The 22,775-nt window shown below is 50.0% G+C and carries 17 protein-coding genes; 7 read left to right on the plus strand and 10 right to left on the minus strand.

Annotated elements, in window-relative coordinates:
* The first annotated feature begins 14 nt into the window (after positions 1-14).
* Positions 15-338 carry an HNH endonuclease gene (locus tag EZJ49_RS07120; protein WP_262555462.1) on the plus strand — a complete coding sequence of 108 codons (324 nt, stop codon included), beginning with the start codon at positions 15-17 and terminating at the stop codon, positions 336-338.
* A 16-nt stretch (positions 339-354) separates the two neighbouring features.
* On the opposite strand, the gene EZJ49_RS07125 is transcribed toward EZJ49_RS07120, so the two are convergent.
* The 6 genes from EZJ49_RS07125 to EZJ49_RS07150 all read right to left on the minus strand — a co-directional run bounded on the left by EZJ49_RS07125 (position 355) and on the right by EZJ49_RS07150 (position 10,413).
* Positions 355-1,008 (minus strand): hypothetical protein, encoded by a 654-nt coding sequence (locus EZJ49_RS07125; protein ID WP_262555464.1) that lies wholly within the window; start codon positions 1,006-1,008, stop codon positions 355-357.
* Between the two features lie 96 nt (positions 1,009-1,104).
* On the minus strand, positions 1,105-6,006 hold the full coding sequence (locus tag EZJ49_RS07130) for a hypothetical protein (RefSeq protein ID WP_262555466.1): 4,902 nt from the start codon (positions 6,004-6,006) through the stop codon (positions 1,105-1,107).
* Positions 6,007-6,066: 60 nt separating this feature from the next.
* Complete coding sequence (locus EZJ49_RS07135) at positions 6,067-7,281, minus strand: HTTM domain-containing protein (protein ID WP_262555468.1); 1,215 nt, start codon at positions 7,279-7,281, stop codon at positions 6,067-6,069.
* Positions 7,278-7,724 carry a pentapeptide repeat-containing protein gene (locus EZJ49_RS07140; RefSeq protein ID WP_262555470.1) on the minus strand — a complete coding sequence of 149 codons (447 nt, stop codon included), beginning with the start codon at positions 7,722-7,724 and terminating at the stop codon, positions 7,278-7,280. Before EZJ49_RS07140 ends, EZJ49_RS07135 begins: the two co-directional genes overlap by 4 nt.
* Positions 7,714-9,651 (minus strand): hypothetical protein, encoded by a 1,938-nt coding sequence (locus EZJ49_RS07145; protein WP_262555472.1) that lies wholly within the window; start codon positions 9,649-9,651, stop codon positions 7,714-7,716. Before EZJ49_RS07145 ends, EZJ49_RS07140 begins: the two co-directional genes overlap by 11 nt.
* 138 nt (positions 9,652-9,789) lie before the next feature.
* The gene (locus EZJ49_RS07150) at positions 9,790-10,413 is read right to left on the minus strand and encodes a hypothetical protein (protein WP_262555474.1); all 624 of its coding nucleotides are present in this window, start codon (positions 10,411-10,413) and stop codon (positions 9,790-9,792) included.
* Positions 10,414-10,537: 124 nt separating this feature from the next.
* Here EZJ49_RS07150 and EZJ49_RS07155 point away from each other — a divergent pair, with 124 nt between their 5' ends.
* Positions 10,538-11,164: a hypothetical protein gene (locus EZJ49_RS07155; RefSeq protein ID WP_262555476.1), complete on the plus strand. Its 627-nt coding sequence runs from the start codon at positions 10,538-10,540 to the stop codon at positions 11,162-11,164.
* On the opposite strand, the gene EZJ49_RS07160 is transcribed toward EZJ49_RS07155, so the two are convergent.
* Genes EZJ49_RS07160 through EZJ49_RS07170 form a run of 3 tightly spaced genes read right to left on the minus strand, consistent with a single transcriptional unit; the run spans position 11,154 to position 13,902 of the window.
* The gene (locus tag EZJ49_RS07160) at positions 11,154-12,419 is read right to left on the minus strand and encodes a PQQ-binding-like beta-propeller repeat protein (protein WP_262555478.1); all 1,266 of its coding nucleotides are present in this window, start codon (positions 12,417-12,419) and stop codon (positions 11,154-11,156) included. The genes EZJ49_RS07155 and EZJ49_RS07160 overlap by 11 nt on opposite strands.
* Positions 12,416-13,567: a hypothetical protein gene (locus tag EZJ49_RS07165; protein WP_262555480.1), complete on the minus strand. Its 1,152-nt coding sequence runs from the start codon at positions 13,565-13,567 to the stop codon at positions 12,416-12,418. The genes EZJ49_RS07160 and EZJ49_RS07165 overlap by 4 nt, the downstream gene beginning before the upstream one ends.
* Complete coding sequence (locus tag EZJ49_RS07170) at positions 13,564-13,902, minus strand: pentapeptide repeat-containing protein (RefSeq protein ID WP_262555482.1); 339 nt, start codon at positions 13,900-13,902, stop codon at positions 13,564-13,566. Before EZJ49_RS07170 ends, EZJ49_RS07165 begins: the two co-directional genes overlap by 4 nt.
* Before the next feature lie 275 nt (positions 13,903-14,177).
* Between EZJ49_RS07170 and EZJ49_RS07175 the strand changes: the two genes are divergently transcribed.
* The 4 genes from EZJ49_RS07175 (at position 14,178) to EZJ49_RS07190 (ending at position 21,297) form a co-directional block, all read left to right on the plus strand.
* Positions 14,178-17,510: a cadherin-like domain-containing protein gene (locus tag EZJ49_RS07175; protein ID WP_262555484.1), complete on the plus strand. Its 3,333-nt coding sequence runs from the start codon at positions 14,178-14,180 to the stop codon at positions 17,508-17,510.
* 183 nt (positions 17,511-17,693) lie between these two features.
* Positions 17,694-19,460, plus strand: coding sequence for a DNA topoisomerase VI subunit B (locus EZJ49_RS07180; RefSeq protein WP_262555486.1), 1,767 nt, complete (start codon positions 17,694-17,696; stop codon positions 19,458-19,460).
* On the plus strand, positions 19,460-20,623 hold the full coding sequence (locus EZJ49_RS07185) for a DNA topoisomerase VI (RefSeq protein ID WP_262555488.1): 1,164 nt from the start codon (positions 19,460-19,462) through the stop codon (positions 20,621-20,623). Before EZJ49_RS07180 ends, EZJ49_RS07185 begins: the two co-directional genes overlap by 1 nt.
* Before the next feature lie 281 nt (positions 20,624-20,904).
* Positions 20,905-21,297, plus strand: coding sequence for a hypothetical protein (locus EZJ49_RS07190; RefSeq protein WP_262555489.1), 393 nt, complete (start codon positions 20,905-20,907; stop codon positions 21,295-21,297).
* On the opposite strand, the gene EZJ49_RS07195 is transcribed toward EZJ49_RS07190, so the two are convergent.
* Positions 21,294-21,935: an RsmD family RNA methyltransferase gene (locus EZJ49_RS07195; protein ID WP_262555490.1), complete on the minus strand. Its 642-nt coding sequence runs from the start codon at positions 21,933-21,935 to the stop codon at positions 21,294-21,296. The two genes, EZJ49_RS07190 and EZJ49_RS07195, sit on opposite strands and share 4 nt — an antisense overlap.
* A 162-nt stretch (positions 21,936-22,097) precedes the next feature.
* On the opposite strand from EZJ49_RS07195, the gene EZJ49_RS07200 reads away from it, so the two are divergent.
* Positions 22,098-22,760 carry an energy transducer TonB gene (locus EZJ49_RS07200; RefSeq protein WP_262555492.1) on the plus strand — a complete coding sequence of 221 codons (663 nt, stop codon included), beginning with the start codon at positions 22,098-22,100 and terminating at the stop codon, positions 22,758-22,760.
* Positions 22,761-22,775: the final 15 nt, after the last annotated feature.

Below are 22,775 nucleotides of genomic sequence, written 5' to 3' on the forward strand. Positions count from 1 at the left end.
GCTATAAAGGCCCCATGGACTATTTCTTTTCAGCCGCTCCACCCGAGCACCAAAAACGCGAAAAAGCCAAGGCTCGAGAGCTTCGTCAAAGCCAGTGGTGGAAGCAGGAGCTGGGAAAAGGTCTGTGTTATCACTGCGGCGAGCGTTTTAAGCCTGCCGATCTCACAATGGATCACTTAATCCCCATCGCCCGCGGTGGGAAATCCAATAAGAACAACTGCGTTCCCTCCTGCAAGGACTGCAACAGTAAAAAGGGCTATAAGACCCGTGCAGAAATGGCGATGGAAGAACTTAAAAGCTCTCAAGCCCCTGCTGACGATACTCAAGATGAAGAATAGGTTGTGATCCGGGGCTTTAAGGCAGACGACTGGTTTCAACGGCCAGAATATAGATGTCTTCCTGATTGGTTGAAAAGAGCGGGCTTAACCACCACATTTTGGTCAGAATTTCCATGCGCTCCAAAGACCCATTTTCGCGAATGATATGTTCAGGAGCGTGGACTTCGATGGTGCGCAGGGGATTTTGGGCATAGAACAGGCCGATGTATTTATCCAACTGCTCCTGATCTTCCAGGCTGCGTTCATAAAGGTGATACCACTTGCGGCAGTAAACATCCTCCAGAGAATAGCTGCAAACCTCAAAGTAAGGCAGACTGCGGAAGACCTGTGTCTGAGTCGTATTATAAATTTCCACCAGATGATCCGGGCGCAGAAGGTCCATGATGGCGGGATCGGCTTTTTTATTCAGACGGGCCAGGGCGCATTCGGTGAACTTGCGCGTGTCTTTCAGGGATTCCCCCTGAAGCTTCATGTCCATGCAGACCTGATAATAGGTCAGAAGATCTTTCAGAACCTGTTCTTGTTCCTCGATGGAAAGACGGTTGAAATGAGGCATGGTCGGGTGCGAGAAGGGACGAACCAGAAAGCCCTCTTCTTCGATGGCTTTGCTGATATTTTCGCTGAGAATTTTAAAACGCGCCTGCCGACTGAGGCTTATTGTCGAATCCATATTTTCTTATGCACTACGTAGTATCATTTGCCAAGTGAGATGCATGAATGCTGCGGGAACTGTTCCGTAAATTGAATTCTTCTTGAAAGTTGACAGTTACTTCACCCAGCGCACATTGTAGTGATCACCACTGGAAACATACATCCCCTCAGGCGTGAACAGGGGTTGAATGGGCTTCAGCAGAAGGGCTTCGTTTAAAGGTCCATCGCGATGGCCTGTAAAGTTAGGATGTCCCATCCATAATGTTACCTCATTGGTGGCCGGATTTAGACGTCGAATGGTGTTGGAGCCCCGTTCGGTGAAATAAACATATTTTCCGTCATTGGTCAGCCCCGTGGAATTGAAAGTTCGTACCACCGCGCCTACGCCATCGGCATAACCAGTCTGACCGTGAGTTCCGGTGATGGTCGTGATTGTGGCGTTAACCGGATCAGTTATATCCACTTTACGCAAAGTCCCCGAATCGGTGTCACTGACATACAAATAATTTCCGAGTGCGGTAAGGGCATAGGGATAGAACAGACGGCCTGTTGTTTTATCGCCGTCACTGAAGCCTCTGTCGTTGGCGACACCCATCACCGTGATAATTTCATTGGTAGCGACGTTGAAGGCACGAATCAGGGACGAGGTTCTTTCGACAAAGTAAATATAATCACCTTGGACTGCCAAACCGTAGGGTTGATTCAAGCGGGCGACGGTGGTGGCGTTTCCATCGATATTACCGGCTTCGCCCACAGTTCCGGCGACGGTTGTAACCATGCCAGTGGCCAGATCAATTTTTCGAAGAACATGATTTTCGTAGTCGGAAACGTAAAGGTTGCCACTGTGAGCGGTGATGTAGTGACTGGAATAAAAACGCGCATTCAGCCGGGCACCATCGATGTATCCCGGTGCTCCGATCTTGCCAGCGTACAAGGTGACCAGACCATCTTTATCGACTTTATACACGGCGGAATCATAGAAAGACACAACGTAGAGATCGTCACCCACCTTGACCTGGTTTGTGCCACGCGCATAGTTTACAGAGCGGGCATAGGAGCCGTCGTTGTCCGCTTTGTAGTTTTCGCGGAATTGTCCGTAGCCCACCATCAGTTCGATTTCCTCGTCAGTCAGACTGACGCGAATAAGGGTGTTTACATAAGGTTGGGTCAGATAGGCGGAGGTACCTAGTATTTTGACATCATAGAAACCTGATTTTACGGTGTAGGCCCACATACGACCGGCACGTTCAGCCATGGATGAATCTTTATTGATGATCGAAGTGACAACACCGCTGTCCAGATCCATCATTTTAAAGCGTCCTGTATTTTCCGCCAGATACAGGGTGTTGCCCACGACATCTATCCCAGTCAGGCCGTCGAAACGTGCGGCAGTCCCGACACCATCTGTGCCGCCAGTTAACGTCAAGCTGCCTGCGATTGTGGTGACGACTCCGGTCAGGCTGACCTTTCTAACGGCACGTGTGTCATTCACATAGAGGCCTTCATGCGCGCCGCCAGAAATGCAGGCCATTCCAACAGGTTCGTAGAATCGCGCTCCAGTGCCAGTTCCGTCCTGATAGCCCAAAGAGCTTCCCGCAAGTGAAGTGGTCGCCGGATTTGTTACCGGGTTGTTGATGTCACCTACATCCAGACGACGAATGCGGGCGTTGTCATTATCAACGACATAAAGTGAGTTTCCGATAGAGCAAAGGTCCGTCGGGGAATTGAAGCGGGAAGGGTCACCGTTGGAGGCTGCTTCCAGCAGACCGCCGACGTAGGGCTCTCCAGCGATGGTGCGTGTGTTGCCGCTGTTATCTGTGAAACGAATCAAAGAGGCATAGCGATCCAGACTGTAAATGCCCCCGGCAACTTTGTGTATGCCCCACGGTTGGGAAAGGCGAGATGTGCCCAGGGCCCCATTGACAACTCCCCCCAGACTGCCTTGGCCTGCAATGGTGGTCACTGTCTGTGCTCCCAAGTCAATGCGGCGAAGTGAGTTTGCGGCAGAAAGATACAGATGAGTTCCATCAGAGGTCAGGAATTTGGGGCTGGAGATTCTGGCTGCATTTCCGGCGGTTTTAAAATCCGCAAGTTCCGCAGGAGATCCAATCCAGTCTGATAAAACATAGGTGTCGATGTTCAGCTTTACAAGTTGCCCCGAGAAGGTGTTGGAAATTACCAGCTCATCGCCATCCAGATACAACATGGATGGAACGAACAGCTTGTTGGTCCCCAGCGGTCCGGCCTGACTGCCGTTCAGTCCGGGTTGTCCCGCGACGATGGCAGATGTGCCTATGAAACTTTGTGGATTTGCGGGGTCATAGGGGATTTCCACCACGACCTGCGAGTACTGATCTGAAACGAATAAACTGTTGCGAGCACCATTATTATAAGCCCGCACGGCATAGGGAGAGCGAATGTAAGTATCCGGCGGCGTGCCCAGTTGTAAAATCTCGAGTCCTGCGTAAGTTCCGGCGAAAGCTTTGACTTCATAGGGCGCTGTCAGACTTAAATAGTTCACGGTGCCGTTGGTGCGGCCGGTGAACCACAGATTCCCTGAACTGTCGATATCAAGGCCGATAATACGAATGCGATTGGTTCCCAGATTTCCCAGTGTGTAACCCGCAGATCCGCAATATCCGGCAATAACGGACACGGTGTCGTTCATGTCATAGCGACGAATGCACGAGTTTTCCGTGTCAGCAATATAAAGAGCACCTGCATGATATTTTAAATCACCAGGGGCATAAAAACGTGAATTGGCTTTATTCTGGTCTTCATTGGCGGCAGGGCGCCCGGAAGTACCACAAAGGCCCAGCAAAACCTCCACAGTTTTTGCCATCGGACTCGGGTTATATCTCAATATGCAGTGACGTGCATGATCACTGACATAAATGTAAGTTCCGTCAGTGGCAACTCCCACGGCGTGCCCCAGAGAAACCTCGCGTCCCACACCCGTGCTGGCCGTTGTGAAAGAAGAACCCACCAGAGTGCTGACTAACGGCATTGCCGGAACAGTGGTGTCAATGGAACGAAGATAGAATCGGTCGGCTAGAATCAGGGAAGAGCCCAATCGAGTCACACCATAAGGAGCATCAAAACGGGCAATGGAAGGCAGGCCATCCACCGCATTTCCAATGGCAGGTTCTTTGCCAATAACTGTGCTGACTTCACTTACAACCTGGAATGTCGATGAAGTGGAGGTGGAAACATTGCCTTGCACATCCGTGACCACCACTTGCACCTTGGCGTGGCGTTGCGACCCGGAGGTCAAAGTATAGCTATAGGCATTTGTCGGGGAGGTGAAGGACTGAACCTCGGTGGTTGTATCAGCATCATCGACAAATATGAGTTTCCAGACTGCGATTTCGCTATCCAGTGCCAATGAGCTAAAGTTGAATATTACTGGATCTTGTCCTTGACGGTACATGGGATCAATAAAACTTAGATCATAAGTTTTCGCCGCAAGTTGATTGCGGGTGAAGGTGTGAGTCAAAGAGGTGACATTGCCGGCGTCATCACTTTGACTGACGGTGATGGTCTTATTGCCAAATCCAGTGCTGAACGTCACGTTCACAGACCAGCTTCCGGCTGTGCAGGTTGCTGTCGGTGTGCCGGAAATATCCCCGGTAATGGAAAGGGTGACAATGTCACCGGATGCAGAACCGCAGGCTCCGCTCAGAGTCAGGCCATTGATACCATTGCTGCCATCCGCAGGGCTGGTCCATGTCAAAGCCGGAGCGCCGTTATCGATAGTGTAAGGCAGGCTTGTCGCTGTTTTAGAGCGGCCCACGATGTCCACAACACTGACTGCAAATTCCACGTTGGAAGAATTCACGTTCGCAGGAATTGTCCAGCTCAAAGAACCTGTTGAGGGATAGTGGGTGGTGCCACTGAATGCCGTCCAAGGTCCGCCGTCCACGCGATACACCGGAACGACGGGATCTGTTCCCAGATTGGCGTCTGTGGCAACCCAACTGACCGTCAGCACATCGCCACCTTTAAGGGTGTCGGTGTTCGGTGAACTTAAGGTCAGACTTATTAACGGGTCCAGGCTGTCAATCAAGTGAGTCACAGGTGAAACCACTTCGGTGGAGTTCCCCAAAATATCCTGCGCCACAATTTTGATACGCAATTGATTTGAATTCAAAGCTCCGGTAGTCCACGCGTAAGGCGAGACATTTTGGTTGCTGGCAATTCCCACCCATGAAGTTCCGTTATCCAGTGAATAAGAAAGCGAAACAGGTGTGGCATGAGGATGTGCATCGCTGTAAGACCAGGAAATATTCTGAGTGCTGCCGCCATTGATATTCAAAGATGACAGGAAACTGGTCAGAGCCAGTGTCGGAGCCGTGCGATCACGGGTTTTGCTGTAGGTCGTAAGCGCAGTATTTACATTTCCAACATCATCTGCAAACCACAGGTGGAAAGGATAAACCCGGTCGGTGTCCAGAGCTGATGCCAAAGACTGGGCCGCCGTTGAACAAGGGGCCCAAGAGCTGTCAAAAGAGGGAGGTGTTGCGGACTCGGTGATTTTCACAAAGCGCGCATCGCTACAGTCTGTTATTGAAAAAAACGCCATGGTGTCGCGGGTCAGAGCTGCGGTGTGATCTGTGATGGACGGAATCGCCGGCGGAGTGGAGTCGATCTCCAGAGCATTTTCAACCTGCTGTGAACCGCCGGATTCATTTTCCAGAACAGCGCGCAGACCGGCCTGAGGATAGTCCCCGTTGGGAACAGTCCAAGTGTAGTTGTAAACCCCACGTGGAAGTTCGGTCAGAAGGCTCCAGGTGCTGCCGTCCAAAGTGTAATAGATTTTGGCTTTGGAATAATTAGCTCCAGAGACTTGCAGTTGAATCGGATAGTCTTCGCCACCTTTGATTTTACTGCCGACTTCAAATGCCACGGAAGGAATACTGATGTCTTCAAGAGTTGCGGAAAGGTTACACCCCGCCAACAGAAGGGCGCATCCCACAACGAGACACTGATATGCCAAACCAACACGTTCAATAAACATCAATATCTTATCGGTTTTTTAACTGGAAACTTGACGTTCTTCGAATGAAAACGAGACTGCCTATTGTTCTGAATCGGACGAAAGTTCCAGTTTATTAATCCAGGAGTTGGGGAAGAAACTGGAATACGTCAGATGTTTCCGGCAAAAATCGGTAATTGACACTAGTGACTTCCACTCTTCCTGCTGTTGATAACGAATGGGAACATTCAGATCCACTTGCAGGATGTTGGGATCTTTTTCCACCCAAGAGCAGACCTTTTCCGTCAGGCGCATAAAGATCAAAGGATCGCAGGCCGTGCGAGTCAGCAACCAAGGTGGCACCAGTGGCATGTCCTCTTTGTCCTGATTCTTTTTCCATATACTTACATGGGGCTGGCATTGTGTTCTTCCGTCGTACATGATCAGCGCATACATGCGGCCTTCACCCGTGATGGCGGCTTCGCCGGGAATGTAGTACTGAGGCAGTTGCAAGGCGACAAAGAGCACCAGCAGAACCACAGCGCTTCGCTGTCGCAGGCACTGATACCAACTGAAAATCAGGCCTTCAGATTTTTGCAAAGGCCTTGTGACCAGCAAAATCCCCAAAAGCAGCAGCATCACACACGGATAGAAAAAACGGGTCAGATGCCATGAATACAAATGGAAAATCACCAACTGGGCAAAAAGGAAATAGAACCAGCGGTCTTTTCGCGCAAACAACAGAAAAATAAACACCAGTTCCAGCAATAGAACATACCAGACCCCCATGCGGGTGAAGAACGCCGGAATCAGACGGTCATTGATGGCAGCACCTGACAGCCACTGACTGTTAAGTTTAAGAATTCCGGCCGTGAAATAAAGCACAAAGAAAGTCATCGGCATCGCGCGGGCCCGACCGGGCACCAGTAAAAATGCAAATGTCAGCAGGGTCGGGATGTAGTGATAGTTCCCGGTCAGACGGTAATCAAAAAGGATCAGGGTGGTTTTAAATAATAATAGAACCCAAAGAAGAAAAATGCCTGTTTTATAACGTTTCAAAACCCAGCTTAGAATAGCCCCGATGGCCAAAGCCAGATACAGTCCCATCATGAAAGTCAGCAGAGCCGAAGACGGCTTTAAGGATTCACAAAAACTCAGCAGCGGCCAGCACACAGCAGGAGTTGAAGAGGAAAGAATCAGATGAATCGGGCGCTCTGTCAGCCAGAAGATAAAAGTGAAGACATGTTCCACACTTAAAATCACGCCAATCAGACCCAATGAGCTTTGCGCGTGCAGTTCTTTCAGAAGGCTTTTCATGGGACCTTCTTCATACCGAGCTTCAGGGCTGTTTGTTCGGAAAAGGGTAAATGTGTTTTTTCATTGAAAAGGGCCCCGTCAAGTTGGGCGCCGTACAAAAAAGCCTGCGAAAGATCCGTTCCAGTCAGGTCCGTTTTCCGAAGGTCGGCAAAGCTTAGATGGGCTTTTCCCAGATTCTTTCCTGAAAGGTTTTGTTCTTTCAGGATAATAAAGGGCGCAAAAAGGAGTTCTTGCAGAATGATATCAGAAGCCGGGAACTGCGGGTGAAGTCCGCTGGAAAGAACTGGAAATGCGGGATTGAAGATCTGATCTGTTGAAGGGAAATTCAGGTGGTTCTTTTTCGGCAGGGGAAGAACGCGGCCTCCCCCTTCAAAGAATTGACTGGCTCCAATGATGACAATCAGGATGGCGTAGTAGAGCCCCAGCGAACGTTTAGAATCCATCACCATCCCCGTCACAGGATGATGGAACGGTGAAAGAACCCAGGCTGACAGCACTGCCATTCAAACATTGCGACATGGTTTTGGAGTTGCATGAACTGCTGGCGATATAGACCTGACCGTGCTGATACCCGCCGCAGGCCGCCCCGGCAGCCACGGCAACATGGCTTACAGAGGTGATGCGCCCTTGGCTGTCCACGTAGAACCTTGGCACTAATGTGGATGTTCCATACCAGCCAGCACCGACGCCGGTGTTAGTCAGACTTAAAGAGACACCGCCCGAAGAGCCGCCACCGGCCAGACCTGTTCCGGCGCCAACACTTGTGATTGTACCACCCGAGTTATTGTCGGCTTGTGGGGCCCACTGCGAACCCGTCCATTTTAAAACTTGTCCGGCACCGGGCGCAGTGGAAGCCACTGCGCGACCTTGAATACCATCAACGATGGTGGCGCCTTGAGTTCCGGTGACGTCACCCCCCAAAGAACCATAGAAGCCTGCCGCGTTGCCGGGAATGTTTCCGGTCACCTTAGATCCAGAGACTGAAGCAATCTTGGCATCAGTCACATTACCATCCAGAATTTTGACGGTGGTCACCGCATTGGAAGCCAGATCGGCAGCGACAATCGAGCCATCTGCAATCTTGGCGGAATTGATGGCTGAATCAGCAATATCAGCGTTCACGATGCTGCCATCCTGAATTTTTGCAGAATTAACTGCGGAATCGGCCAGGTCGGCATTGACGATGGTGCCGTCTTCAATCTTGGCGGAATTAATGGCTGAATCCGCCACATCTGCATTCACGATAGAACCATCTTGAATTTTTGAAGAGGTGATGGCCGAATCGGCGATATCCACGGTGACAATGCTGCCGTCCAAAATTTTGGCGGAAGTTATAGCTGAGTCCACAATTTTTGACGTACTGATGGCCCCGTTGGCGATCTTGTTAAATGTAATGGCACCGTCGGCAATTTTGGAATTGGTCACGGACATGTTCATAATCTTATCGGTGGTCACAGCTTCGTCCGCGATTTTATCCGTGGTAATGGCATTGCCTGCGATTTTCCCACCGGTCACTGCATTGTTGGCAATATCAGGTGTGCTGATGGAACCATCGGCGATATTGGATGAACCCACGGTGGTTCCACCGGTCATCAAATCCTGCCACTGTCCACCGACGGAAACCTGAACTGTTTGGGTCACCTCATCATAGCGCATCAGACCGTCACGAACCGGTGCGGTGCTGCCATCAGAGGTTGGAATACCGATCACCCCATCACTTGGCGGAGCCGCCGTTGGATTCAACATCGACACCAAACCGTCAAAGTTGGCAGGTAGCAGCAGTTGTTCGATACGCTCCTGCGTGACTGTTGCAGAGGTTTGAATAAAGTCGCTGGCTTTTTTGCCATTCAAAGCCACGGCATTGTCGGCTTCCAGAGCAAAAGGAACGGATTTCATTTTAAAGTCCGGAGCCAGTGTGACAGACTCGCTGCCCACGGTGAAGGACACGCGCACTTTACGGGAATCCCCGGCTTGTGGGGTGTATGTGTCACCTGAAGCACAACTTGTCAGTCCTGTGATCGGTGCGGAGTTTTTCAAAACCTGATGGATTGCAAGCAGCGGGCCGGTATTGACAACACTGGTGCCAGCTTCGGAAGCGCCGATTGTGAAGTTGATAATACCTTTGCTGTTGGTCATATTGACGACGCGATTTTCCTCGAACAACACACAGCTTTCCGCACCCGGGGAAAGAACCTTTATATTGAAGGTGACATGCGAGTCTTCCAAAGGAAGTCCGTCGGGTTGAACAATTTTACCCTGGACAGTCAGTCCTTGCGGCACCTCGGTCAAAGAAACAGAGGCCGATGCAAAAAAAGGAGCGACAACAAGATATGAAAAAAGAATGACTGCTCTGGCTTGTGAGAACCCCATACCTTTTCCTTCCATTCACGTTCATGTTAAAGGTCACAAGTTCGATATACCTATTTTATCGGGTAAATCCGGACCATTCATAAGAAAGAATTGCGAGGATTACCAACATTTGAAAATACTGCTTCAGTTTGAGACGAACTAGCGGCGGGAAAACTGCTGAATGTTATTACGGCATGCGGGACTTAAAGAATCCACCTGCTGCTTAAGGCAACCAAAGTAGCTGGATTGTTTTGGACAGAGACGGCGAATGTCCGAGGCGCAGTCCTTCTGAAACTGATCGCGCACTGCCGCGACCTGATTAAAGCAGGCACGGGAAAGATGATCTTTCTGATTGCGCAGGCAGGCCAGTGGATGTTCTGCCAAATAAGAATTTCCCAGACAGAGTTTTTGATAGTCCTCTTTGCAGTCCGGTGTTGCTTTTAGCAAAGTGTTTTGAACCTCATCGACACTAAGAGGCTTGCGATTGTCCAGATATGCATTCACATCAGGCTGAATAAAGACCTGTGGTGGAAGTGCTGTTTCTGGCGCAGGCCGTGTTGCCGTGTTTGTCCCTGTTGCCGCCGCAGCACTATTTTCATGCCCTGCCAGGGCGGTGGGCGCAGTGGGGGCTGCCGCGACAGATACGGCTTTTGCAGCAACGGGAGCGGAAGAATTTGCTTCGGTGATTGTTTTATCTTGAGTCAAACGTACAGCGATCAGTGCTGAGCTCACTGATAATAGAACGGTACCAAAAATTAAAACCATGACGTTCCGAGTGTTCATAGACCCTTGATTATTCGGAACTTTTACAGAATTTCTTAAGTCAGGGGCCAAAACCTGAAACGACTGTAATATATAGTTGCCGACAAAGCAGGCCGATAAGATATGTGAAATGTCGGAGGCATGAATGTGCTGGAACCTTGCGATAGCTCTTATATCATTGATGTTTTTTACATCAGGATGTTCGCTGGAAGCGAGTCTCCAGGATTTGGCGGGCTTAAAAACGCCAAAACTTCCGCCGGGGATTGAAATCGCCGAACGTCCAGTTAAAGGTGTGATCACCGATCCTGCGAAAGCCGACTTCGCTAAATCCGAAATCTATGTTGGTTCCAACGGAAAAGCCGACGGGCGGACCGAACTTGAATTTGTTATTCAGCTTATGAACTCTGACGACACTGTGGTCGCGGGGTTTGTACCAGAGTTTACCATCACTCAAGGAACGGGCGTTTATCCGTTAACCTGTTCGGCCAGCGATGAATTTGGAATATCCATTTGTTCCTTGCGGGCCACGGACCCGGGTATAAAAACTGTCAGTGTAAACAATCTGGGGATGGCCCTGTCACAGAATGTGGTCTTTGATGCGATCACCAAAGAGAGCACTCAGATTGTCAGTGCGGGTGGTGATATCACGGTGGCTTCAGATCCGAAGGGCTGGCGCATGACGGGAACTGTTGGCACTCAGTATGATCGGGCGGAAGTGAAGAAGGACGGCTATAAGTTGCGATTGGGCGCAGGTGGCGCCGCTATTGACTAAGCACCAGCAGGCCGTCTTCACCGGATGTGCTTAACAAAAGCTTTCCATCCCAGTAAACCGGAGACCCGGAAAAATCACTTTGCATTTTTACTTTTTGCAGAACCGTTCCGGATTGAACATCCTGAACGCACAGGGATCTGTTTTCGCATAAGGTGATGGCCACCTCTTGTGAAGAATAACTGATAATTAAGGGACTGGCCTGTGCACGCAGATCACGGCCCACGATAGCGGAATCCCACAGGGGCGTTCCGTTGGCCGTGCGAATGGCAAAATTTTTGGCAAAGCCCGTGATAATCAAAATATCACCGCTTTTATTTAAGGAAGGACAGCTCATAGCGCTGCCATCCAAAACAGTTTTCCAGATCATTTTTCCAGTATGATTGTCCACGGCATACAAAAAGCCATCCCAGGATGTAAAGTAAGCGCGATCCTTATTGATCAAAGCACTGCATTTGATGTCATCATTGGTGGCAAAGGACCATAAGTTTTTTCCGGTATGAAGGTCGTAAGCTGCCATGGCTCCGGTGTTGGACCCCATAAGCAACAGTTGCCCATCCTGACTGAGCGACGGGGAGGAATGAGGATGATTTCCCAGCAAAGGCGAAGTCCAGATCCACCGGCCAGAGCGGGCCTCAATCGCCAGTAAATACCCATCGGGATCTGCCAGCTCGACACCGACATAAAGGACACCGGCATGCAATAGTGGGGAAGAGCCAACAGTCACACCTGTCTTTGTGATCCAGCGAATTTGGCCGGAGCTTTTATTCAAACTATAAAGAAAACCCGCATAGTCACCTATGTAAAGACTGTCCTGATCCGTCAGTGGGGTGGAATGAAAGCCCCGGCTGCTGACACCGGAATAAAATTGCCAGCGCAATTCGCCTTGCCAGTTGTAGGCTCTGACAAACCCTGTGTCATCAGCGATATAAAAACCCTCAGGATCCACGGCAGGACTGCTTTTACTGGCGCGGTGGATGCCATTGTTCAGGTTGGGAATTTTCCAAAGCAGGGACAGATCTTTAAAGCGTGGCAGCGAGGACTCTGTTCGCCCGGATCTTTGTGCATCACTTCGATAGGTTGATTGGGCAGAGCGGTCGGTTCGAGGTGAAAGATCATAGGTGACAGTGGCTCCCTGTGCGGGCTTTGCAAGTTTGGCAAAACGCCAGTCGGGTCCCAGTAACGGCCAGGTTTTCACTTCGGCACGCACCAAAAGAACGGCAATCAGCAAACTGTAAAGGGCCAGAACCATTTTCATAACACCTCCGCCCAGAGAAGTTCTGCCGGATTTTTCTTGCACACATCTTTGATGACCAGACGTGTTTGCATCTTTTGGTCGGTAGTGCGACGGGACTGCAACCAGAAGTCCATGTTTTCAGAGCTGTCCTTACAAATTGCGGGAATTTGTGACAGGAACACAATGGGATCGCACTGGGTGCGTGTGGATGGAGCTTTGATAAATGGATCGTACACTTCGTTGGCCCGATTTTGATGACGGATCAAAAGGGTTTCGCATTCCATACGGGCATCAAGCATGTTCAAAGACACCAGGCGCGGAGTCCCGCTGGCCGCCGGATCAGTGGCCCACAGATAAGGGATCAATTGCAGGAAGATCAGCAGGCCGCCCAAAACCAGCGTGCTTTTTTGCTTTAAGATAAACGGATTCCATTCGGCTTCCCAGGGTTCTTTGCACAGGGGGATCAGGACAAAAAGACCCAAAAGCAGCAGCATCGTCAAAGGATAGAAATAACCCACGATGTGCCAGGAAAAGGCATGGAATAAAACAAACTGAATAAGAACCACATGGCGAATCCAGGCTTTGGAACTGAAAAGCCCCACTACAAAAATACATTCCAGCAGAACCGCGTAGCTCAGACTGATGTGCTCAAGAGGCCCGGGCAGAAAGGTGGGATGAATCAGCGCCACGCCCGAAAGCCATTCCGGGTTCAGTTTAAGAACGCCCGCGCCCCAGTAGAAAATTCCCAGACAAAGAGGAATCAAGGTTTTCTTGTAAGGTGCAAACAGGAAAGCGCCATGAATGATAAAGCTCATGTAGTGATAGTTCCCCATCAGTCCATAAGAAAGACTGGTGAAGAAAATCTTCAATCCCAAAAGACCCAATAAGCCAGCATAGGCCCAGCGCACTTTACCGGCCACAAATAAGACCGCAGTGATCACACCCAGCAGGGCGTAGATTTCCAGATAGCCTGCGGCCTGGGCTTCGGAAGAAAAGCGCAACGTCTGACAAAACGGAGCCCAAGGCCAGCACAGGGCCGAAGACACTTCACCGGCTTTGACCACCAGATCCAAAGACCGGTCCATCCAGAAGTATGCTGACAGGACGTGAGTTGCTGCCAGAAGGGCCCCATAAATTTGCAAGGCGCGTGACTGTAGAATTTCCTTCATCGCACTTCCCTGGTTTGGAGCTTCCATTTTTTCAGTAAAGCGGGATGCACTGTTTTGGCGGAACTTTCATCCAGAGTGCAGTTTTCAAAAGTGCTATTGATGAAATCAACCCGGCTTAAATCAGAATCTATAAAAGAGGTGTTGCGGAATGTACTGGCCAGAAAACGACTGCCATCCAGACGCACGTTTGTGAAAAGAACATTTTCAAAAACACAAAGGCTGCATTTTAGTCCGGCCAGGTTGGAGTTTTTAAAACGCACCTCATGAAAGCGTGTTTTTAAGGCCTGCACCCCATTCAGTCGGGAATCCACAAAGTCGGAATTATCAAAAGACATCTGAAACCACGAGCTCAGAGTAAAATGACTGTTTTTGAATTCGCTGTTGATAACCTGAGAAAGGGCGAGAGGTCTTTCGGAGTATTCGACTTTATCTAATTTTTGACCACTCCAAGGGGAAGCGTTCAACGCCGCCGCATGAAGGGCGCAAGACACGGTCATGGTAATACTGAAAATGCCGAATAAATACCGAAGTCTCATTGTGAGATAAATAGTGACACTTTTTTAATGTCAAAACAATCCAGAATTACCTGAAATTTCCGATAAATATAAGGATGATCAAGGGGCGTATCTTTATTCACATCATCATGGCAACCTTTCTTGCAGGCTGTATGAATGCCGACCTGACGGTATTGTCCAGCAATCTGCAAAGCACCTTGGCTCTTCGTCCTGCTTATAAATCGACATCCACCATGAACATTCGCTGGAGCACCAACGGCGGGTCTGTCCAGCCAAATTATTTCAAACTCGAATATTCTGCCGATGCGGGCAGCACCTGGTCTGTGGCGGAAGCCCACATCACTTCAGCGGGCTCTTATGACTGGCCTTTGGCGACACTGGCACCAGGAAATTACAAGGCTCGTTTGACTGCCGTGATCAATGAATCGGAAGAGACCATCATGCTGGGTGATTTCCTGATTGATGATCAGCCCCCGGTGGCGGGTATTCCTCAGACAGTGTCTGTGACCGAAGACACTCCGGCCAATTTTGTTTTAAGCACACCCACTGAAAATGATCAGTATGAAGTCGTGATTGTCACCAGCCCCGGAAAAGGAACCTTATCCGGTTGTGGAGTCGGGGCCAGTCTGAATTGTACTTATGCTCCGCAACTGAATAATGAAGCTGATGATTCGTTCAGCTACAAGGTGGTTGATCGTGCGGGAAATGAATCTTCGGCGGTGACGGTGACGTTGGATGTTTTACCCGTGAACGATCTTCCTGTGATCGGTACGCTGTCTTGTCCGTTGACGATCGGGGAAAATTACAATTATTCCTGTACGATCAGTGCAACAGATGTGGATCTGCCTTCACCCTTGACGTTAAGTTATTCTTTGGATGCGGCGACGACCTGTGGTGGCTGGTTGGGTATAAATGTGACAACCGGAGAGGTCAGTGGCACCCCCGCAGCGGCGCAGGTGGGAACAACCTGTCATGTGGCCGTGTATGCAGAGGACGATCAACTGGGGCAGAGCACTCGCTTTACCTGGGATATTTCCATCACTAATTCGGCACCGATTGTGGTCGTGACGGGCGGGCCTTATGCGATTTCCGAAGATGCGCCATTCGCAGTGGTGATTCCCGCGGCCAATGTGTCTTCCATTGAGGAAGGCACCAGCACTTACAGTCTGGTGACACCGACAGTGGCCGGGGATCGCTGTGAAGACTATGCGATGGCACCGGTATCATCCAATTACAGTATTGACGCCACCACAGGGGCTTTTTCTTTCCGTCCGGCTGCGGATTATGATGGTGTCTGTCAGATCCGTATTGCCTTAACGGATGCTTACCCTTCAACGGGGTATGCGGATGTGGCGATCACAGTCAGCAATGTGCAGGATGTGCCGGTGGTCTCCGCCAGCCTTGCACCGTGTTCGGCTTCTGCCACCGAGGATGTCAGCTATTCCTGTACTGTCATGGTTGTTGATCCTGATCCGGAAAATTTAACAATCACGCGGGATGTTTCGGACACCTGTTCCTGGCTGAATATCACGCCATCGGCAGACGGGCGATCTATTGCTGTTAGCGGGACACCGGATGACACGCAGGTGGGAACTTGTCGTTTGGCTTTAAAGGCGACTGATCCCCTGGCGGCTTCAGACATGGAGTTTCAGGATATCACTGTGGCGAATGCGGCACCAGCATTGACGTTGGGCACGCCCACTGTTTTGACAGAGGACGATCCGGCCTTTGCCAGTCTGGTGCAAGTCCTTAGTGACGCTCAGGTGTCTTCTTTGGATGAAGGTTTCGGGACATATTCTTTGGTTTATACAGGGTTGTCGGGGACGGCCTGCAACGACATCTCGGTGGTTGCAACTCCGGTATCGGACGTTGTGATTGATGTCTCCACCGGAGCTGTCAGCATCAAGCCGCGTGCGGATTATTTTGGAACTTGTTATGCCAAAGTTCAGTTTGATGATGGAAACGGGGCCGGGAACTCGATAGCACAGCAGGAAATTTCCATTATTGTTAATCCAGTTAATGATGCTCCGGCCATCACGGTGATTCCGGCAGACCATGAAATTCTGCTGAATCCCACGGGCTCAACACCCTCTTCTTTCGCTCTGACTGTGGATATTGGGCCGGCCAATGAAAACAGCCAGCAGGTGCAGATGATCTGCACGAATTCCAATCCATCCAGATTGATGGTGGACTGTTCACAGACCCGTGTCGGTGACGGCACCTTGACGGTGCTGTTGTCGGCGACAGCGGGACTGGACACCTCAGCGGTTGTGACTGTGAAACTGAAGGACGATGCTGGTGGCACGGATGAATCCACAGTTGCCACAGTGAATGTCAGTATCACGGATGCCGTGGTGCTTGCAGCCATTGCGACGGACACCACCAATTACAATATTTATTCTCAGGCAGTCAGTCAGTACAACGGCACGGTGGCTTCTTCAAATCGCACCTTCGTGGTGACAGTTAACGGAGGCGTTAAAGTTTCCAGTGCCGATCCTTCTTTGCCTGCGATGCGAACCGGTTCCCTTTCAACAGGGGCCCGGGTGCGCCTGATCAATAATGGCTGGATCGTTGGAGCTGCCGGTGCCGGAGGATTTGCTCCTGCGGGAACTGCGGGTGCCCAACGTATGGGGCAGCACGGTGGAACGGCTTTCAAGATTGATGATATTCACGCGCAAATCAGTATCTTAAATAACGGCATGATCTATGGCGGTGGCGGCGGTGGTGGGCGTGGCGGCACGGATAACAGTGATGCCGGAGCCGGTGGTGCCGGAGGTATGGGTGAAGGACCTTCAAGTGCCGCAGTGGCGGGAACTGTTGGAGCCAGCGCGGGTGGTGCGGGCGGAACTTTCGCGACATCTTTAAGTGCGGGAACAACTCCTGCTGGAGATTATTCCCCTTCAAACGGAATTGCACCGACGCAGGGATCGGCCGGACAAGGTGGCAGTAGTTGTTTGATAGGTTCCGGTTTGGGAAATAATCCGGGTGAAGCGTACTTCGGGCGCGGTGGTTTTGGCGCAGGTTTCGGCGGTGGTGCGGGTGCCTGCTCCACGAAGTTTGGTGGTGGTGGAGGCGGCGGCCATTTCGGTGGTGGCGGTGGTTCAGGGGGACTGGCCGATCTGAATGACGGTGGTAACGTGAACACAGACACCAATGGTTACAATGGTGGAAATGGCGGAGCGGCGATTGAAGTTCCGGCAGCCGTGTCGGTGCCAGCTGATATTGCCATTGAAATCATCCCGGGCGGCAGCAGTCAGATTGCAGGTTGTGTTTGGAATGATATTTCCGGAGTTTATCTTTCAAACGTGGCGAGCGACACAGACGTCAACAATCGTGTGTTGAGCTACTCTTCGACGGTAAGTCAGAGTGTGAACAGTCCTTCCAGTCTGAAAATATGGTCCAACGGGCGCGGAAAAGCCTATCGATAACTATGAAAAAAGGGGGGTTTTTGACCCTTTCAGGCCCCCTTTTTAAAGCCTTTAAGTTCCTCGCATTTGAAATTACGCCAAGCATCACCGAGCCTTAAGTCTTGCTTTGACCCCCTGCGTTCGGCTTAACCTATCAAAGTCATTCATTAAAATTCGTTAACATCGTGTAAGGATCAAGCGACTGTGAGCAAAATTACCAAAAGTAGCACAGCTGAATATTTTGCTAAAAACCTCCAGCAGGTGGGTTTTTCATCTCCTTTAAAGGCTGTTTTGACGACTCTAAAAGAGGCCGTGGATAATTCTTTGGATGCCTGTGAGTCTGCGGGTATTCTGCCGGACCTTCTTGTGGAAATCTCCAAGGTGGGTGCCGGTTCCACTAAAAATACTGATTTAATTCGCATCGTTGTTGAAGACAACGGGCCGGGTATCGAGGGTGAAGATCTGGCGAAGGTTTACGGGGAGTATCTGGCTTCCTCTAAATTTGGTCGCGGACAGTGTTCTCGTGGTCAGCAGGGTATCGGTATTTCCGCAGCAACCACTTGGGCGCAAATGACCAATGCCCGTGGTGTAAGTGTTATTTCCAAGACTAAAAAAATGCGCAAAGCCATCTCCGCACAAGTGGATGTGGACATCAAATCCAACACCGGGGTTTTGAAAAACAAAGAAACTCTGGATTGGGATCGTGAACATGGAACGCGCGTTGAATTCGTACTGGATGGACGTATTCAACTTAACGGCGACGGCGGTCTTTTGACTTACATTGAGGGCACTATTTTGGTGAACCCTCACATGACCATCACTTACAAACTGACCGATGGTGATTTTATCACTGTCACTCGTGTCAGCACGGATGTTCCAAGAGTTCCAGAGGCTTCTTTGCCACATCCTCACACCTTCAAACTGGGAGAGTTTATCACTCATTCCACTTTGTTCGGTAAAACCACTTTGTCCAAGTTCCTGAAAACGGGTTTTTCCCGTATTTCTGACCAGTCCATTTCTGATTTTGTGAAAAAAGGCCTGCCAAAAGGTCTTTTGGAAAAGCCTTTGACGGCGTTAAGTGAAGAGGATTTCAAAAAAGTCTTCCAGGCCGTACAAAACACAGACTTGATGGCACCAAGCACGAAGTCCGTTCTGACAGTGGGTGAAGAGGCGTTGTCCAAATCCATCACTCGTCTGGGGGAAATCGACTTCTTCGCGGTTGTGACCCGTAAACCGACCATTTGTGACTTCAAACCAGTTGTGGTGGAAGTGGCATTGGCCCGTTTCAAAGACCGCAATCAACAAAATGACTCACCGGTGACTTTGCTTCGTTTTGCCAATCGTGTGCCGTTGCAATTCGATAAATCCGGTTGTGCGATCACCTGGGCGATTGAGTCCGTGAACTGGAAAGCCTATGGCCTGGGTCAGCCTAAAGACTCTTTGCCACTGGGGCCGTACATCTTCGCGGTTTCCATTGTGTCTCCGTTCATCAAGTTTAAAAATGCCTCCAAGGAAACGATTGATGCTTCCGAGGAACTGGTTGCGGAAATCCGTTTGGCTTTGATCCAGGCAGGTCAAAAGCTGTCCCGTCACATCAAAAAAGAGGTGAAGGAAGCGGATCTGGAAAGAAAACTGGCTCACATCGAGCAGTTCGGTCCGATTCTGGTGGAGGGTTTGGCAAGAATCATCAAGGCGCCGGAAGCACGTAAGAAAAAAGCGGAAGAAGGTTTGAAGAAACTTTTGGGCCGTGATTCTGAAGCGGCGATAGCGGATCTGGAAGCGGCTGAATCCAAGTTGTTGGAGCAGAAAAAACGCGAAAAGAAAAAGGGCATTGATCACGGTGACGAAGATGAAGTCGATGTGATTTCCTCTGAAGACCTGGTGGAAGAGGCCTCAGCACCGCAAGGGACAAAGAAAACCACCACGAAAAAGACTGTAACCACTAAGAAAACCACTGGGAAGAAAAGCTAATGGGCAAACTACTCAGCATTCGCGAATTAAAAATTGATATTCCTAAAGAAGCCCGCATTCTTGCAGATAAAATGCTGAAGGATCTGGAATCTTCCAAACGTCCGGTTCTTGAAGCCGTGAAGACTTCTTTGGACAACTCTTTGTACAACTCCAAGGTCGGTTATCTGACTCCGGGGGATAAGGTTGTTCGTACCGAGCTGAACGTGTCTTCTGTGCAAAAACTGGCGCGTGTGGTGTTCGTTTTGGAAATCCTTCTGAATAATCTGGAAAAAGGCGCAGTCAACACCAAGCGTGAGCTTTATTACATGTGTAAAGGTCTGATCAAAGGCAATCCACGTTTGAAGCCTTTGGACTTTGATGACCAGCCGGAATCTGATGCGATCATCGATTTTATTGGTGATATGCTGGAAGTTTACCGTGAAGAACTGAACTGCTTCGCCAATGATCGCGGTGGTCAGACTTATTCCCAGCAATTGATCGTGACTGAAACTTTGGCCGATGGCGATAAAGCCGTGGTGGATCTTTCCACACTGGGAACATCTCCATTCCAGCCAAAGAACAAGCCACAATCATTGAAACTAAGAGCGAAAAAGAAAATCGACTTCTGTCTGATTGTGGAATCCGAAGGTACCGCGAATACGCTGGTAACCATGGGTTTCACCAAACGTAATAACTGTATCGTGATGGGTGCTCAAGGGGTTCCGTCCAACGGTGTGCGTGGCTGGTCAAAACTGATTCAGGACGAATTGGATGTTCCGATGTACTTCTTCGGGGATCTCGATGCTTATACATTGCAAAACATCTACCGTACTTTGAAAGCCGGTTCTGCGGCGTCTTTGATCCGTAATGCTGACTTCTCCGCCCCGAATGTAAAATTCCTGGGTGTGTTGCCGGAAGACGTGAAGAAATACGATCTGCCTCATTACAAAGTGAAAGAATCCGATCCAGCCGAAGCCCGTGCTTTGAAAAAAGCCAAGGATGCTTTGGAAAACGATCCGTTCTTCCTGGATAAAAAGAATAAAAATCTGGCGGATATTCTGCGCTGGTTGATCAAAGAAAAGGTCCGTTGCGAACAGCAATCCTTCTTCTCTGTTGACCCGAACGATCCAATCAAGACAGAAAAACTGATTCTTGAGAAAATCAAACGCGGATCTTACGTCTAAATTTTATAGATAAATATCAAAACCACCAAAGCCCCTGTCCTCATGGATGGGGGCTTTTTTATTCGTCCCGTCCCGGCAGTCGGCCTGGTCCGGCAGTCGGCCCTGCCCGGCAGAGCTGGAGCGCCGGCAGGCGCGCAAGCCGAAGCAGCTCGCCGTTTTCGCCGGAACATCTTTTCAATAACTTTCATGAAATTTCCGAAGGGTTCAGGGAAAGCTCTGGCATAGCCTTGTGAACTTTGTTAGACCGGGTTCGCAATCATCACGAACCGAGAGGATCTTTTATGAAAAAATTTGTATTTGCTCTGGTGTCTTTGTTGATAGGTGGGACGGCTCAAGCCAGCCTGATTCCTGCGATCTATGCGGCCTGCCAGGGTAAGTTGTCTGACGGAACGGAAGTCACCTTCACTGTGCGGGAAACAGCGGTGGTTGGCTTTGTTCAGGGGCTTTTGCAATATGATGGGGATCAAGCGCTCAGCCTGATTTGCCGTAATTCCACGGAGTCTTCTGCCAAGGATCGTTTAGTGACGCACGTCTGCACTGAAAACCGTGCCGGGGAAGGCAAAATAATTGTACGTCTGGAACATGGTTTTAGTGGTCATGTGATTGGGCAGATTCAGCGTGAACAGATGTTTCCACTGCCGGCCCATAATATCGGTCATCTGTTCTGTCGTTAAGAAATCCGCACCACGGGTGTGCCACGAATGTCGGCCACCTGCTGAATGTCCCGGCGGCCGGCCAGAATTTTGCGGGCCTCATTTAATGGATTCCATCCGTGATCCTGTAAATCCCGCAGCAGAATGTAAGCTTGCCCTTGCGGGCTTAGTGCATTGTCGATGGCTTCAATCAAATTTTTAAAATCTGAATCAATAAAGAAGCGGCAGCGATTTTTAAATTCCGAAGGTGACATTTTTCCCTGATTCAAGCGGAAGTACGGCGGATTGCTCAGGATCAAATCATAGCGTCCCTGCATGTCCGGTGATTTCAGGACTTCATAGTTTTGATTGATGAAGCTCACTGACGGCAGGCCTGCGCCGAAGCTTTTCAGATTTTCTGCGAAGTATGTCTGATACACGCTTTGCACTTCCAGAAAATCAAATTGCGCGGGCAGGGGGCGTCCGGCTTGCCTGCAATGAAACAGAAAATCCAGGCCAATAATCCCACAACCGGAACACAGATCCAAAGCTCTTGCCGGGGTTAAACTTCCTTCCAGCAACTCAAAAACTTCGCGCGCCAAGAACACCGAATCATGGGAAAAACGGTATTCCTCTGGCTGGACATAGTTGAAGGTAAAGTGAGGATTAATGGAACTCATAGGGTGGGGAAGTTGTAAAAGCTTGGCTGGAAGTTGTCTATTTTTTCATTTCGTTTTCATTGGATCGGTCTTAAAGCTAAATTAATTACATTTGAGGCCAATTTAGAGCCGTCGGGTTGAGTTTTTGGGGCCAAGAACTTATAAAAGTGGCAAGCAAATCCTATGAAAATATCCAAGCTGGCCCCGAACATGAATGTCTCCCTGATTCTTTCCGTCTTGTTGCACGGAGGGTTGTTCGTATTGGCTTTGGTGATGGCAGCGCCCGGTGTGGTGCCCCTGCCTGTGGGTGTGGAGCTGATGTATGGCGATGGCGGGACAGTTCAGGCTCCCAAGCAGGAAGAAGTTGTCAAAGCTCCGAAGGTGAAAGCACTGGCAGTGGTTGATAATTCTGACGGACCGGCGATCAAAACGGAAAAAATCACGGAAGCCCCGCAAGAACAAATCCCGACTGGAAAAACAGCGGGGTCTTTGGCTGGAACTTCAGACAAGGGGGCACTGGAAGGCCGTGAAGGTGTTGCCAACGGAATCGAAGTATCCCCGGAGCAACGTTATCTGTATGAAATCAAAAAACTGCTGGAGCGTCGCAAGCGCTACCCAATGCTGGCTAAGAAGATGGGGCAGACCGGGAAAGTCACCATGCGCTTTACGCTGGCTCAGGATGGATCTTTGTTAGCCAGCGAGGTTCTGGAAAAAGCCCCTTACGATACTTTGAATCAAGCCGCTCACGATCTGGTGAAGGGCATCCACGGTATGAAGCCATTCCCACACGAAATCCAGAAAACCTCCTGGGTTATCACCGTCCCCATAGAATATGTCTTAAATTAGGTACGCCGTACCTTT

The sequence above is a fragment of the Bdellovibrio bacteriovorus genome (assembly GCF_025558485.1).
GTDB lineage: Bacteria > Bdellovibrionota > Bdellovibrionia > Bdellovibrionales > Bdellovibrionaceae > Bdellovibrio > Bdellovibrio bacteriovorus_G.